This is a genomic window from Pseudomonas sp. Ag1 (assembly GCF_000278565.1).
Taxonomy (GTDB): domain Bacteria; phylum Pseudomonadota; class Gammaproteobacteria; order Pseudomonadales; family Pseudomonadaceae; genus Aquipseudomonas.
This window is the reverse complement of the sequence record NZ_AKVH01000112.1, coordinates 27,268-41,886: the sequence shown is the minus strand read 5'-3', so window position 1 is coordinate 41,886 and position 14,619 is coordinate 27,268. Positions and strand designations below refer to the sequence as shown.

Annotated in this window: 11 protein-coding genes and 1 pseudogene; 5 read left to right on the top strand and 7 right to left on the bottom strand. The window is 62.2% G+C overall.

Going from position 1 to position 14,619, the window contains the following annotated elements; all coding sequences use genetic code 11:
* Positions 1-29: 29 nt before the first annotated feature.
* The 6 genes and pseudogenes from prmA to A462_RS03065 form a co-directional block, all read right to left on the bottom strand.
* Positions 30-908 carry a 50S ribosomal protein L11 methyltransferase gene (prmA, locus tag A462_RS03040; protein WP_003217316.1) on the bottom strand — a complete coding sequence of 293 codons (879 nt, stop codon included), beginning with the start codon at positions 906-908 and terminating at the stop codon, positions 30-32.
* A 288-nt stretch (positions 909-1,196) separates the two neighbouring features.
* Positions 1,197-2,558, bottom strand: a complete 1,362-nt coding sequence (gene accC / locus A462_RS03045; protein ID WP_003217312.1) for an acetyl-CoA carboxylase biotin carboxylase subunit — start codon at positions 2,556-2,558, stop codon at positions 1,197-1,199.
* A gap of 17 nt (positions 2,559-2,575) precedes the next feature.
* Positions 2,576-3,037, bottom strand: a complete 462-nt coding sequence (gene accB, locus A462_RS03050; RefSeq protein ID WP_003217309.1) for an acetyl-CoA carboxylase biotin carboxyl carrier protein — start codon at positions 3,035-3,037, stop codon at positions 2,576-2,578.
* A 25-nt stretch (positions 3,038-3,062) separates the two neighbouring features.
* A complete protein-coding gene (gene aroQ / locus A462_RS03055; RefSeq protein ID WP_003217307.1) occupies positions 3,063-3,518 on the bottom strand; it encodes a type II 3-dehydroquinate dehydratase in 456 nt (151 codons plus the stop codon).
* Positions 3,519-3,782: 264 nt separating this feature from the next.
* Positions 3,783-4,277, bottom strand: a pseudogene (locus A462_RS35340) (methyl-accepting chemotaxis protein); the annotation flags it as partial.
* A 1,519-nt stretch (positions 4,278-5,796) separates the two neighbouring features.
* The gene (locus A462_RS03065; RefSeq protein ID WP_008439016.1) at positions 5,797-7,467 is read right to left on the bottom strand and encodes a response regulator; all 1,671 of its coding nucleotides are present in this window, start codon (positions 7,465-7,467) and stop codon (positions 5,797-5,799) included.
* Positions 7,468-7,741: 274 nt separating this feature from the next.
* Here A462_RS03065 and A462_RS03070 point away from each other — a divergent pair, with 274 nt between their 5' ends.
* The 5 genes from A462_RS03070 to A462_RS03090 all read left to right on the top strand — a co-directional run bounded on the left by A462_RS03070 (position 7,742) and on the right by A462_RS03090 (position 13,188).
* A complete protein-coding gene (locus A462_RS03070; protein WP_003217301.1) occupies positions 7,742-8,809 on the top strand; it encodes a DUF2333 family protein in 1,068 nt (355 codons plus the stop codon).
* Positions 8,810-8,811: 2 nt separating this feature from the next.
* Entirely contained in the window at positions 8,812-9,348 is a 537-nt protein-coding gene (locus A462_RS03075; RefSeq protein ID WP_008439015.1) for an NUDIX hydrolase, read from the top strand.
* 297 nt (positions 9,349-9,645) lie between these two features.
* A complete protein-coding gene (locus tag A462_RS03080; RefSeq protein WP_003217297.1) occupies positions 9,646-10,017 on the top strand; it encodes a translation initiation factor Sui1 in 372 nt (123 codons plus the stop codon).
* A 212-nt stretch (positions 10,018-10,229) separates the two neighbouring features.
* Positions 10,230-12,143 carry an arginine decarboxylase gene (speA, locus tag A462_RS03085; RefSeq protein WP_003217295.1) on the top strand — a complete coding sequence of 638 codons (1,914 nt, stop codon included), beginning with the start codon at positions 10,230-10,232 and terminating at the stop codon, positions 12,141-12,143.
* Positions 12,144-12,324: 181 nt separating this feature from the next.
* Positions 12,325-13,188 carry an alpha/beta hydrolase gene (locus A462_RS03090; RefSeq protein WP_008439014.1) on the top strand — a complete coding sequence of 288 codons (864 nt, stop codon included), beginning with the start codon at positions 12,325-12,327 and terminating at the stop codon, positions 13,186-13,188.
* Here A462_RS03090 and A462_RS03095 read toward each other — a convergent pair.
* On the bottom strand, positions 13,172-14,518 hold the full coding sequence (locus A462_RS03095; RefSeq protein ID WP_003217292.1) for an MATE family efflux transporter: 1,347 nt from the start codon (positions 14,516-14,518) through the stop codon (positions 13,172-13,174). The two genes, A462_RS03090 and A462_RS03095, sit on opposite strands and share 17 nt — an antisense overlap.
* Positions 14,519-14,619: the final 101 nt, after the last annotated feature.

Below are 14,619 nucleotides of genomic sequence, written 5' to 3'. Positions count from 1 at the left end.
CGGCCATCCGATTCATGCAGGCGCTCATTCTAGCGCCGACGACCACTGATGCGTACCCAGCCATCGCGGTTGGCGATCGGATCCAGCTCAAAATCCTGGGCGTAGGCGGCGGCAACGTCTTCGCCCTGTTCGGCGAGGATGCCCGACAGCGCCAGGCGGCCGCCCGGCTTGACCAGGCTCGACAGCTGCGGCGCCAGGGAAACCAGCGGCCCGGCAAGGATATTGGCCACCAGCACGTCGGCTTGCACCTGGGGCAATTGCTCCGGCAGGTACAGCGGGAATTTCTCTTCAGCGATGTTATTGCGCCCGGCGTTATCGCGGGAGGCTTCCAGGGCTTGCACGTCGATATCGGTACCGACCGCTTCCTTGGCGCCCAGCAGCAGGGCAGCGATCGCCAGGATCCCCGAGCCACAGCCGAAGTCCAGCACGTTGCAGTCTTTCAGGTCCTGGCCATCGAGCCATTCCAGGCACAGCGCGGTGGTGGGGTGGGTGCCGGTGCCGAACGCCAGGCCCGGGTCCAGCAGCAGGTTCACGGCGTCAGGCTCGGGGGCGGCGTGCCAGCTCGGCACGATCCACAGGCGCTGGCCAAAACGCATTGGCTGGAAGTTGTCCATCCAGCTGCGTTCCCAGTCCTGGTCTTCGATGATTTCGCTGTGATGCTCCGGCAGCGGGCCGCCGGTGAGCAGTTCCATGTGGGCCAGGACGCTGGCGGCATCGGTGCCGTCTTCGAACAGGGCCAGCAGATGGGTGTGGGACCACAGAGGGGTGGTGTTGAGCTCGGGTTCGAAGATCGGCTGGTCTTCGGCGTCCATGAAGGTCACCGACACGGCGCCCACTTCGAGGAACGCGTCTTCGTAGGTTTCGGCTTGTTCTGGGCTGATGGCGAGACGGACTTGCAGCCAAGGCATGGCGGGCACCTTTGAAAAAATGAGTGTGCAGCGGGGTAGGGCTGCGAAAGACGCGCAAGTTTACGCGAGCGAACAGCAGAAGACGACTGTACTGCTGGTGTACACAGAACAAAATGTGGGAGCGGGCTTGCTCGCGAATGCGGTGTGTCAGTAATGGATGTGTTGACTGGCACACCGCATTCGCGAGCAAGCCCGCTCCCACAAGGGGAATGTATCCATCCAGAAAAATCGGGTGGGCAGAAACAACAAAACCGCCCGAAGGCGGCTTTGTTGGGTGGAGCACTTCGCTTACTGATTAGCCAGCTTGTGTTCCAGGTAGTGAATGTTCACACCACCTTCGCAGAAGCCTTCATCGCGAACCAGGTCCCGATGCAGCGGGATGTTGGTCTTGATGCCGTCTACCACAATTTCGTCCAGGGCATTACGCATACGGGCCATGGCCTCGTCGCGGGTGGCGCCCCAGGTGATCAGCTTGCCGATCAGCGAGTCGTAGTTGGACGGAACCTTGTAGCCGCTGTACAGGTGCGAATCCACACGTACGCCGTTGCCGCCGGGCGCGTGGAAATGCTTGACCAGGCCAGGGCTTGGGATAAAGGTTTTCGGGTCTTCGGCGTTGATCCGGCACTCCAGGGAGTGGCCGTGGATCTTCACATCATCCTGGGTAAACGACAGCTTGTTGCCAGCGGCGATGCTCAGCATCTCCTTGACGATGTCGATACCGGTGACCATCTCCGAAACCGGATGCTCTACCTGCACACGAGTGTTCATCTCGATGAAGTAGAAACGGCCGTTTTCGTACAGGAACTCGAAAGTGCCCGCGCCACGGTAGTTGATGTCGATGCACGCCTTGACGCAGCGAGCCAGTACTTCCTGGCGAGCTGTTTCGTCCAGGCCCGGTGCCGGCGCCTCTTCCAGTACCTTCTGGTGACGACGTTGCAGCGAGCAATCGCGGTCACCCAGGTGGATGGCGTGGCCCTGGCCGTCGGACAGTACCTGCACTTCCACGTGACGTGGGTTGGTCAGGTACTTTTCCAGGTAGACCATCGGGTTGCCGAACCAGGCGGCAGCTTCCGAGCGAGTCTGCTTGGCGGCTTCGATCAGTTCTTCTTCCTTGTGCACCACGCGCATGCCGCGACCACCACCGCCACCGGCGGCCTTGATGATCACCGGGTAACCGACTTCGCGACCAATGCGCAGGGCGGTTGCCTCGTCTTCAGGCAGCGGGCCGTCGGAACCTGGAACGGTAGGTACGCCGGCCGCGATCATGGCGTCCTTGGCCGATACCTTGTCGCCCATCAGGCGAATGGTTTCGGCTTTCGGGCCGATGAAGGCAAACCCGGATTTCTCCACCTGTTCGGCGAAATCGGCGTTTTCCGCGAGGAAGCCGTAGCCGGGGTGGATGCCATCAGCGCCGGTCACTTCAGCGGCGGCGATGATGTTCGAGACTTTCAGGTACGAGTTCGTGGCCAGTGGCGGGCCGATGCAGATGCTTTCGTCCGCCAGTTTCACGTGCATCAATTCGGTATCGGCCGTCGAGTAAACAGCGACGGTCTTGATGCCCTCTTCCTTACAGGCGCGCAGGATACGCAGCGCGATCTCGCCGCGGTTGGCGATCAGGACTTTTTGCAGTTTCTTCGCAGGTTTCAACATCGAAGGCGCTCCGCGGTTCAAACGATGGTGAACAGCGGCTGGTCGTACTCAACCGGCTGACCGTTTTCTACCAGGATGGATTCGATGACGCCGGCTTTTTCCGCCGTGATGTGGTTCATCATCTTCATCGCTTCAACGATGCAGATGGTGTCGCCCACTTTCACGGTTGCGCCGACTTCAACGAAGGCTGGCGAGGTCGGTGCCGGGGTGCGGTAGAAGGTACCGACCATTGGCGACTTGACCACGAAACCGTTCAGTTTTGGAGCAGCCGGAGCTTCGGCAGCAGCCGCGACCGGAGCAGCCGCCACGGGTGCAGCGGCCGGAGCCGGCGCTTGCATCTGTGGTGCGTAGAACTGTTGGGCCGGGGTCTTGCTGTGACGGCTGATCCGTACGGATTCCTCGCCTTCCTTGATCTCCAGCTCGTCGATACCGGATTCTTCCAGCAGTTCGATCAGTTTCTTAACTTTACGGATATCCATGAATCATCAACTCCCAAAGGGTCGGTCAGGGGCGCTTGGCCGTGTCTTCAAGCTGTTCCAGGGCGGCCTCCAGGGCCAGTCGGTAACCGCTGGCGCCAAGGCCGCAGATCACTCCTACCGCAACGTCGGAGAAGTAAGAGTGATGGCGGAAAGGTTCGCGTTTGTGCACGTTCGATAAATGCACTTCGATGAATGGGATGCTCACCGCCAGCAGCGCGTCACGTAATGCAACGCTTGTGTGCGTAAAAGCGGCGGGATTGATCAGGATAAAGTCCACGCCTTCGCTGCGCGCGGCATGGATGCGATCAATCAGTTCGTACTCGGCATTGCTTTGCAGGTAGAGCAAATGGTGGCCGGCATCACGTGCCCGTCGTTCCAGATCGAGGTTGATCTGTTCGAGGGTCACTGCCCCGTAGACGCCCGGTTCGCGGGTGCCGAGCAGGTTCAGGTTGGGTCCGTGAAGAACCAGTAAGGTCGCCATCGGCTGTTCCTTGTTATTGATGTGGGCACGGTAGAACCCGGCGACTATGCCGCAAAGGCTTTGTGACTGTCCAGTTCTATGCAGTAGGCAGCACGATTAGCGAGGATTGCGCAAAATATGTGACCGCAAGGCTGAATCCGGTCAGTGTGGGAGCTGGCTTGCCTGCGATGGCGGTGGTTCAGCCGCCACATGCGTTGACGGGTGCGCCGCCTTCGCGAGCAAGCCCGCTCCCACATTTTGATCTTCACAAGACGGGAGAGCCGGTCAGACGCGGAATGCCTGCACGGCGGTGTTGAGTTGCCCGCCTAGTACCAATAAGTGCTCGCCCTGGCGGCGTCCCTGGCCAATTCGCAGCAAGTTGTCCTCGCCCAGCTGGTGAATCCGCTCGCTGTTATCGCGGATTTCACTCACGGCGCCACTTTGCTGGGCCGTCACATCGGCGATCCGCACGGCGGTGTCGGAAATGGTCTGGATCGCCCCGACGATTTCATCCAGCGCGCCGTCAGCCGCCTGGGCTTGTTCGGCAGTGGCTTCGGCGTGTTCGACCTGGGCGCGCATGCCTTCCACCGATTGCCGGGCGGCGGTTTGCAGGCCGGCGATCAGATGCTGGATTTCGGCGGTGGCGCCAGCGGTGCGCTGGGCCAGGGAGCGCACCTCATCGGCCACCACGGCGAACCCGCGCCCAGCTTCACCGGCCCGGGCGGCTTCGATGGCGGCGTTCAGCGCCAGCAGGTTGGTCTGGTCGGCAATCGAGCGAATCACCGTGAGTACGCCGCCGATGGTCGCGGACTCTTCGGCGAGTTTCTCGATCATCTGCGCATTTATCTGCACTTCGCCGACCAATGCGTGCAACCCGGTCAGGCTCAGGCCGATCACCCGTTGGCCCTGCTCGACGGCCTGGCCCGCGCTGCGGCTGGCCTCGGCAGCCTGGCTGGCGTCGCCGGCAACCTGCTGGATAGTCGCTTCCAGTTCGCCCAGGGAATCGCGAATCTGCGCGGTATCACCGGCCTGGCGCTCGGCCCCGTCGTGCATGCCGCTGCTCAACTCCGCCAGCGCGCTGCTGCTGCCGGCCACTTGCTCGGCGTTGCCTCTGATGGTGCCCACCAGGTCCACCAGGTAGGCGCGCAGGCGGTTCAGGGACTCTTCGATATCGTGCAGTTCGCGGTTGGTCTTGCCCAGGGCAATGTGTTGGCTGAAGTCACCTTCGGCCCAGGTGGACAAGGCCGGCGCCAGGTTGGTCAGCACCCGCGCCAGGCGCCGCTGCAAGGTGTCGATCAAGAGGGCGATCAGCAGAATCAGGCCGATCATCACGCCTTGCATCAGCCGCACTTCGCCCTGGATCTGCGCGTGCTGGGCGCGCACCACAGGCTCCAGCCCGGCGATGGCTTGCTGCACGGCGTTGATTTTCAGGTGGGTGGCGGTGGCCAGTTCGGTGCGTTGCTGGATTTGTTCGCGGGTGCGTTTCAGCTCGGCGGGGTAGCGGGTCAGCAGGCTGTTGAGTTCGCGCTTGAGGTCGACGCCGGTGTCCTGGGCCACGGTTTTTTCAGTGTTTTCCAGGCCCATCATGGCCGAGAAATCGTCGGTACTGGACTCGCTGCTGGCGGTCACCCCCAGTAATGGCAGCTGCCCCAGCACGTCAGCCTGGCTGCGGATATTACTGACTTCGCGCTCCACATCGTCGGCCAGTTCGCTGCGCCCGCTGCTCACCAGCTTGTCCCGGGCCAGGGAGAGTTTCGCCAGGTGCTGGGACGCAGCGAGCAACGGCGGCAGATAGCGCGCCGCCTCGGGCGTACTGACGCCGCTGGCGTACTGGTTCAGTTGCTCCAGGTTGGCACCGAGTTCGCGTTCGGCTTGCAGCAACAGGGCTTGCGGGTCGCCGGCCAGCTTACCGGCGGCCAGCAGGTCGGTCTTGCCGAAGGTGTCCAGGTCGGCAAGGCTGGGACGCAGGTTTTGCGCCAGCTCTGCGGGTAACTCATCCAGCTGCTGCAACAGGTTTTCCAGGCTCTGGCTGGCGCTGCTCAGGCGCAGGGCGTCGCCGCTGGCGAGGTAATCGTCGATATTGCGCGCGGCCTGGTTCTGGAACGTCTGCGACAGGCCAAGGTAGCGCTCCATCAGCAGGTAAGGCCGTTCCAGGGCACGTTGCGACCACCAGAGCGTAGCGCCCAGGGCCAGGCAAACGGCGACCAGAAGGAGGGTGTTCAGATTCGTCAGCAGCTTCAGGCGCATGCGTGGTTTCAACCGACAGCAGAAGTAAGTGCCTGAAGTTATTGCGTTTCCATTACAGAGTTATGACGGATTCGGTGGATTCCGGTGAAAAGGTGGCACTTTGCTTTGATGCGCGCGCGGACATCACCCGGTTACGCCCGGCATCCTTGGCGCGGTACAGCGCCTCGTCGGCCTGGGCCGCCATCATCAGGCTGTCGGAGCCGTCGCAGAGCTCCACCACGCCGGCACTGAACGTGCACCACAAATCCTGGGGCTGGGCGGGATAGTGAATCTCGGCAAAGCGCCCGCGAATCTCGTCAAGTACTTGGCAAGCCCTGTCGAGGTCGGTGTCGGGCATCACGATGGCAAATTCTTCGCCACCGTAACGGCCTATATAGTCGGTCTTGCGCAGGCGCTGCTTGAGAAACAGCGCGAGGCTCTTGATCACCCGGTCGCCCATGGGGTGGCCGTGGCTGTCGTTGACCCGCTTGAAGTGGTCGATGTCGAGCATCGCAAAACTCAGCGGCTTGCTCTCGCGGCGCGCGCGGAAGCTGCAGTCTTCGAGCAGTTGCAGGATGTGGGTGTGGTTGTACAGCCCGGTGAGGCTGTCGCGTACCATCCGCGCCTTGAGGTTGCGTGCCCGCGCGGCGCGGTTGCGTACGGTGGTGATCAGGTGCCGGGGCTTGATCGGTTTGGTGAGGAAGTCGTCGCCGCCTTCGCTCATGGCGTCCAGTTGCTTGTCCAGGTCGTCTTCGGCCGAGAGGTAGATGATCGGTACGCTGACGTAGCGGTCATTGTGACGGATCACCTTGGCCAGCTCGGTACCGGTGCAGGCCGGCATATACATGTCGAGGATGATCAGGTCGGGCTGGAAGTCCGCCAGCTCGGCCATGGCCTGGATCGGTTCGATCAATGTGCGGGTGACGATGCCGGCGCTGTTGAGCAGGCGCTCGGTGTGCATCGCCTGGGCCCGCGAGTCGTCGATGATCAGCACTTTATAAGGTTCGTACTGGGCGACGCAGGTCAGCACTTCGATTTTTTCCAGCAGGCTCGACGCCTCCAGGGTGCCGGTGAGGAACTCCTGGCCGCCGGCGCGCACGGCGGCCAGGCGGGTGGGGGTGTCGGTTTCGTGCAGGCTGAAAAACAGCAGTGGCAGCTTTTGCTCCAGGCCTTCCTGGGCTTCGGCGGCGAGCTTCAGGCCGAGGCCGGCGCCGCAGAAATCCACATCCATCACAATGGCCGCCGGCAAGCGCTCGGCCATGGATGAGCGAAACGCCGCCACGCTGTCGAGGGACTGGGCGCTCAAGCCGAAAAATTCCAGCTGCTTGGCCAGGCGGTCGGCGCGGTCGTGATCGGCCAGCATCACGTAGATCGGCTTGCGCATCGGCGGCAGCAGGGTTTGTTCCAGCTGGTCGCCCTGGCGCAGCCCGGTGCGCGACAGGCGCTGCATCAAACGGTTGAGTTCGGTGATCAGGTGGCTGCTCAGACGGCCGCGGTTGTCATCCACCGCCTTGAGTGAAGCGCCGATCTGGTGCGCCAACTGGCCGTGTTCCGGCTGCTCAAAGCGTTCGGCAAAACGCAGCAGGCGCAGGTTGGCCTCACTGAGCTCTGACAGGTCAGTGGTCGACCATTCGCTGCGTTGCAGGCGCTGCCAGATCTCAAGAATTTGACGTGCCTGATGAATTACCCGCTGGGCAAAATGGTGCTTGAGACGCTCACGGCTGGGGTCTTCTGGCTCGGTCATATCCTGACTACTAGTTAGGCTGCATGCTGAGGTCGAACTGATGGCTCTATGCTAGCACCTCTTTTCCGTTGCACGAGTGTCATACGTCAATTAACTGCAAGGTCGCAGAGATTCATTTATCGACCATGCAGTCGCGCGGGCGTAAACAGCGTGCATCCTTTATAGTCGAACCGCGTACTCGCGCCACCCTGGCTAAAAGCGCCGCACTGCTCGGCACGATGGGGCAGGGTTGTGGTCGTAGCTATTGAACTCAAGTGATTGAAAGGATATCGCCATGCTGGACTGGAAAAACCGTGCAGGCAGTGCAAAGGGCCCGGCCCCTGAAACCAAGTCGGCCCCCCGCAGCTATTTCCGTAACCTGCTGATGAGCCGCGCGTTGCTCTCGCTGGTTGCGTTGTACCTGTTGGTCACCGGTGCCCTGGGTTGGTACTGGAGCGAAGAGCCTGCGTTGTTCCCGGTCCAGCAGAATGCGCAAATTGCCGCCGAGAAGGATGGCAAGCAGATGGTGGTGGGCTTTACCACCGTCGAAACCCTCAAGACGGTGGTGGGCACCCTGCTGAACAAGCCGGGTGGCTACATTTCCAACGACCGTTTCCCGCCGGGCCTGTGGATGGACAACATGCCGAGCTGGGAATACGGCGTACTGGTGCAGGTGCGTGACCTGACCCGTGCCCTGCGCAAGGACTTCGCCCGCTCCCAGTCGCAGTCGGCGGAAGACGCAGACCTGGCCAAGGCCGAACCGCGCTTCAACTTCGACAACAAGAGCTGGGTGCTGCCGTCCAGCGAGTCGGAATACCAGGAAGGCATCAATTCCCTGAGCCGCTACGAAGCGCGCTTGTCCGACCCGAATCAAAAAGGCGCGCTGTTCTATGCACGTGCCGACAACCTCAACAACTGGCTGGGTGATGTGGCGACCCGCCTGGGCTCGCTGTCGCAACGGCTGTCGGCCAGCGTGGGCCGGGTCAAGCTCAACACCGCGCTGAAAACCGAAGCGCTGGCGCCGGGTGAAGTGCCGCAGGTCGACGAAGAAGTGGTGGAAACCCCATGGATGCAGATCGACAACGTGTTCTACGAAGCCCGCGGCCAGGCCTGGGCCCTGTCGCACCTGCTGCGCGCCATTGAAGTCGACTTCGCCGATGTGCTGGCCAAGAAGAACGCCACCGTCAGCGTGCGCCAGATCATTCGTGAGCTGGAAGCTTCGCAAGAGCCGGTATGGAGCCCGATGATTCTCAACGGCAGTGGCTTTGGCATCCTGGCCAACCATTCGCTGGTCATGGCCAACTATATTTCCCGGGCCAACGCTGCAGTGATCGACCTGCGTCAGCTCCTGAACCAGGGTTGATGATGGACGCTTCCACCAGGGAGGCAGCGCACCGCGCCGCCTCCGACGCCGAACTGATTGCCTGGGTCGACGAGCAGGACAACCTGCTCGGCAGCCTCGTACGTTCCGATCTGCGCCGGCGCGGGCTGATCGGGCGCTGCACCTTTATTTTCCTGTTCAACTCGGCCGGTGAGCTGTGTGTGCACCGGCGCACCCTGAGCAAAGCCATGTACCCGGGTTTCTGGGACACGGCGGCGGGCGGAATGGTGGCGGCCCACGAGTCCTATGCCGAATCGGCGGCCCGTGAGCTGGAAGAAGAGTTGGGCGTCAGCGGCGTCGAACTGACCGCCCACGATCACTTCTACTTCGAAGACGGCGACAGCCGGCTCTGGTGCACCTCGTTCTCGGCCGTGTGGGACGGGCCGCTGCGAATCCAGCCGGAAGAAGTCATGGAAGCGCGCTTTCTGCCCCTGGCGACGGTGCTTCAGGAGGCCGAGCAAAAGCCCTATTGCCCGGATGCCCAGGAAGGGTTGCGTCGTTATTTGGCCCTGCGTCGCTAAAGTTGCATAAATTGGCGCGATTTGGCTCTTAGCAAGGGGCCTTTTTGCCGTTACACTGCGCGACTTTTCAGGCTGAACCGCTGTTGTTCCACCCTGTAGAAGCGAGCTTGCTCGCGAAAAACGTAAGCACGACGCGTGCTGTCTGAAGGCCCGCGTTATCGTTGACGACCTTCGCGAGCAAGCTCGCTCCTACAGTGGTTTGAACATCGGCGGCTCAGTAGCGCTGCCCCTGCCTGAGTGGGGCTTCGCGGTCGATGATCCCATCGATCAGTCTTTGTCCTCCCAAGAGGATTGCCGGTGGCCAAAAAAGCCGCATCCTTCGCCGCCCTTGGTGGCCTGGTATTTTCCACCGACGCAGGTCGACACTGCCCGGACTGTCGCCAGCCCGTGGACGCTTGTACCTGCAAAACAACCCTGATTCCCGAAGGCGATGGTATTGCCCGCGTTCGTCGCGAGAGCAAGGGCCGTGGCGGCAAGACAGTGACCACCATCACTGGCGTGCCCCTGGCCGAAGAAGCCTTGAAGGAACTGGCCACCACGTTGAAAAAGCGCTGTGGCACCGGTGGCGCCCTGAAAGACGGCGTGATCGAGATCCAGGGCGACCACGTCGAGTTGCTGTTGGCCGAGCTGATCAAGCTGGGTTACAAGGCGAAGAAATCCGGCGGCTAGCAGCCTCTGTGAAAACCACCCCGATAGCCCGCTGGCTGAACGCGAACTGTCGTCCCCATGGTTTTCACAGAGCCTGTTCCTGACCGGTGTCTAAACTCTGTCCTGCAAGTGGGGTCTACCCCTCTCACAGGCAAATCGTCATTTTCATTCTTTAGACTGCGCCAGCCTCTGATCAGGCCGGTGCACTTCGACTTCATTTATAGGGGACTTCGATGTCCGTACGACGCACACGCAAAGACGATGGCAGCCAATGGACAGTTGCGGACAGCCGCAGTGTTTACGGGATTCGCCATTGGGGGGCCGGGTATTTCGCGATCAATGATGCCGGTCGCGTTGAAGTCCGTCCGAACGGCCCGAACAGCACGCCTGTGGACCTGTACGAGCAAGTCGACGAGCTGCGCAAAAGCGGCCTGTCCCTGCCGTTGCTGGTGCGCTTCCCCGACATCCTGCAAGACCGCGTGCGCCAGCTGACCGGCGCGTTCGACTCCAATATCGAGCGCCTGGAATACCAGAGCAAATACACCGCGCTGTACCCGATCAAGGTGAACCAGCAGGAAGCGGTGATCGAGAACATCATCGCCACCCAGGACGTGTCCATTGGCCTGGAAGCCGGCTCCAAGCCCGAGCTGCTGGCCGTGCTGGCCCTGGCGCCGAAAGGCGGCACCATCGTCTGCAACGGTTACAAGGACCGTGAGTTCATCCGCCTCGCGCTGATGGGTCAGAAGCTGGGCCACAACGTGTTCATCGTGATCGAGAAAGAATCCGAAGTCGGCCTGGTGATCGAAGAAGCCGCCAACCTCAAGGTCAAGCCACAGGTGGGCCTGCGGGTGCGCCTGTCGTCCCTGGCGTCGAGCAAGTGGGCAGACACCGGTGGCGAGAAATCCAAATTCGGTCTGTCGGCGGCGCAATTGTTGTCGGTGGTCGAGCGCTTCCGCGCGGCGGGCCTGGACCAGGGCATCCGCCTGCTGCACTTCCACATGGGTTCGCAGATCGCCAACCTGGCCGACTACCAGCACGGGTTCAAGGAAGCCATTCGTTACTACGGCGAACTGCGCAACCTCGGCCTGCCGGTAGACCACATCGATGTGGGCGGCGGCCTGGGCGTGGACTACGACGGTACCCACTCGCGTAACGCCAGCTCGATCAACTACGACATGGACGACTACGCCGGCGTGGTTGTGGGCATGCTCAAGGAATTCTGCGACGCGCAGAGCCTGCCGCACCCGAACATCTTCTCCGAGAGCGGCCGTTCCCTGACCGCCCACCACGCCATGCTGGTGGTGCAAGTTACCGACGTCGAGAAGCACAACGACGACGTGCCGCTGATCGAGAACAAGGAAAGCCTGCCGGAAACCGTGCAATGGCTGGTGGACCTGCTGGGCCCGACCGACATTGAAATGGTCACCGAAACCTACTGGCGCGCCACTCACTACATGAGCGACGTGGCAACCCAGTACGCCGACGGCAAGATCACCCTGGCCGAGAAAGCCCTGGCCGAGCAGTGCTACTTCGCCGTCTGCCGCCGCCTGCACGACTCGCTGAAAGCCCGCCAGCGTTCCCACCGCCAGGTGCTGGACGAACTCAACGACAAGCTGGCCGACAAGTACATCTGCAACTTCTCGGTCTTCCAGAGCCTGCCGGACACCTGGGCCATCGGCCAGGTGCTGCCGATATTGCCGCTGCATCGCCTCGACGAAGAACCGTTGCGCCGTGCGGTGCTGCAGGATTTGACCTGCGACTCCGACGGCAAGATCAAGCAGTACGTGGATGAGCAAAGCATCGAGACCAGCTTGCCGGTGCACGCTGTGAAAGAAGGCGAGGACTACCTGCTGGGGATCTTCCTGGTGGGTGCCTACCAGGAAATTCTCGGCGACATGCACAACCTGTTCGGTGACACCGACTCGGTGAACATCTACCAGCGTGACGACGGTTCGGTGTACAGCGCCGGGATCGAGACCCACGACACCATCGAAGACATGCTGCGCTACGTGCACTTGTCGCCGGAGGAGTTGATGACTCACTACCGTGACAAGTGCGCCAGCGCGAAGATCACGGCGGCGGAGCGGACTCAGTTCCTGGATGCGTTGCGTCTTGGTTTGACGCGTTCGTCGTACCTGTCCTCGTAAGGACACCGCTCCCAGGCTGACAAAGATCTCAATGTGACAGAGATCCAGTGTGGGAGCGGGCTTGCTCGCGAAGGCGGTGTGTCAGTCGATACATGTGCAGACTGATACACCGCCTTCGCGAGCAAGCCCGCTCCCACATTTGGATCGCCGCAAGTCCTGCAGTTTTTATAGGGCCTGAATAATGTCGAAAAAACTCCTGCAAGTGTTCACTCTGGCCATCGCGACGCTGCTCGCAGCCTGCTCCCCGATCAAAGTGCTCAACGCACTCACCCCCACCAGCACCTTCACCAAAACATCCGCCATCGCCTACGGCGATGACCCCCGCCAGAAACTCGATATCTACCGCCCCGTCACCGCCTTGCCCGACGCGCCCGTCGTGGTGTTTTTCTATGGCGGCAGCTGGAACAGCGGCTCAAGGGATGACTACGGTTTCGTCGGCGAAGCCCTGGCTTCGCGCGGCATCGTGGTGGTGATCGCCGACTACCGGCTTTACCCGCAAGTGCGCTACCCACTGTTTTTGCAGGACGGCGCCCAAGCAGTCGCGTGGGCGTATCAGCACAGTGCCGAATACGGCGGCGATCCCCGCAAGCTGTATGTGATGGGCCACAGTTCCGGTGCCTACAACGCCGCAATGCTGGCGCTGGACCCGCAGTGGCTGGCCGGGGTTGGCCTGTCGCCGTCAGTCTTCAAGGGATGGATCGGCCTCGCCGGGCCGTATGATTTCCTGCCGATTGAAAACCGCGATGTGCGGCCGGTGTTCTTCTACCCGGACTCGCCGCCCGATTCCCAACCCATCAACCACGTCAGCCAAAGCGCGCCCCCCAGCCTGTTGATTGCTTCGGTGGACGACAACCTGGTCAACCCCAAGCGCAACACCGGCGGGTTGGCGAAAAAGCTGCGAGCGGCGGGTGTGCCGGTGGAGGAGTTCTACTTCACCAAGACCAGCCACGCCACATTGGTGGCGTCGATGTCCCGGCCGCTGCGCTGGCTGGCGCCCGTGCTGGACCGGGTCACGGCGTTTATCACGTTCACGCCGGGCCAGTAAGCCAGCGGTCCTGCTTGTTCAGGCGCCAGGCAATTGCCCACAGCGTCAGGCTGCGCAGGGCCATGAACAACAGGAAGGTTATCCACAATCCGTGGTTGCCAAGGCCCTGCAAGGCCCAGGCGAAGGGCAGCACAATCACCACCGTCAGCAGCATGCCGTTGCGCATTTCCCGGGCGCGGGTGGCGCCGATGAACAGGCCGTCCAGCAGGTAGCTCCATACGGCGATCAACGGCAGTACGGCGAGGTAGGGCAGGTAGATGTCGGCGGTTTCGCGCACGCTCGGGATATCGGTTTGCATGGCGATAAACAGGTGGCCGAACACGGCGAACAGGATCGCGAAGCCGATACTCGCCAGCAACGACCAACCACAGGCCACCACCAGCGAGCGGCGCAAGGCCTGGCGGTCGTGGGCGCCGATGGCGTGGCCGCACAAGGCTTCCACGGCGTGGGCCAGTCCGTCCAGGGCGTGGGCCGTCAGCAACAGACCATTGAGCAGCAGCGCATTCGCCGCCACCGTGGCATCCCCCAAGCGAGCGCCTTGCACGGTGATCATGAAAAACACCGATTGCAGGGCCAGGCTGCGGATGAAGATATCGCGGTTCACCGCCAGCAGCGGGCGCCAGCTTTGCCACAGCTTGAGTGCCGCCCAGGCGATATGGCCAGGGTAGGCGCGCAGGGCTTTTTGGGTGAGGGCCAGGCCGAGGAGGGCGCCGGTCCATTCGGCGATCACCGAGGCGCGGGCCGAGCCGACCACACCCCAATCCAGACCCAGCACGAACCACAGGTTGAGCGCGATGTTCACGAGGTTGGTGGTCAGCAGAATCGCCAGCGGCGCACGGGCGTTCTGGGTGCCGAGGAACCAGCCCACCAGCGCGTAGCTGGCCAGAGCGGCGGGCAGGCCGAAGAGGCGGGTGTGGAAGAATTCGCGTGTCAGTTGGTTCAGCTCGGGCGAGGGCTGCATCCAGTCCAGCACCAGGCCGCTTAACGGAATGCCGATGCTGCCGAGCACTATGGCCAGGCCCAGCGCCAGCAACAGCCCCTGCAACAGAATCTGCCGCAGCGCGGCCCCGTCACCGCGCCCGGCGGCCTGGGCGGCAAAGCCGGTGGAGCCCATGCGCAGGAAACCCATGGCCCAGGCGAGGAAGGTGTACAGGCTGGCGCCAACGGCCACGGCGCCGAGTTGGTGGGCGTGGGGCAGGTGGCCGATGACCATGCTGTCCACCAGCGCCACCAGTGGTACGGAGATGTTCGACAAAATCATCGGCGCGGCGAGGGCCCACACGCGGCGGTGGGTGGGGCGGTCGCGCCAGTCGGTTAGCAGGGAAGTCATGCGGGCTCCTTTGGGGAGCGGTAGTGTAACTGTCCATTAGCTACGCCGCAGGGCCAATGTGGGAGCGGGCTTGCTCGCGAAAGCGGTGTGTCAGTCGCCGG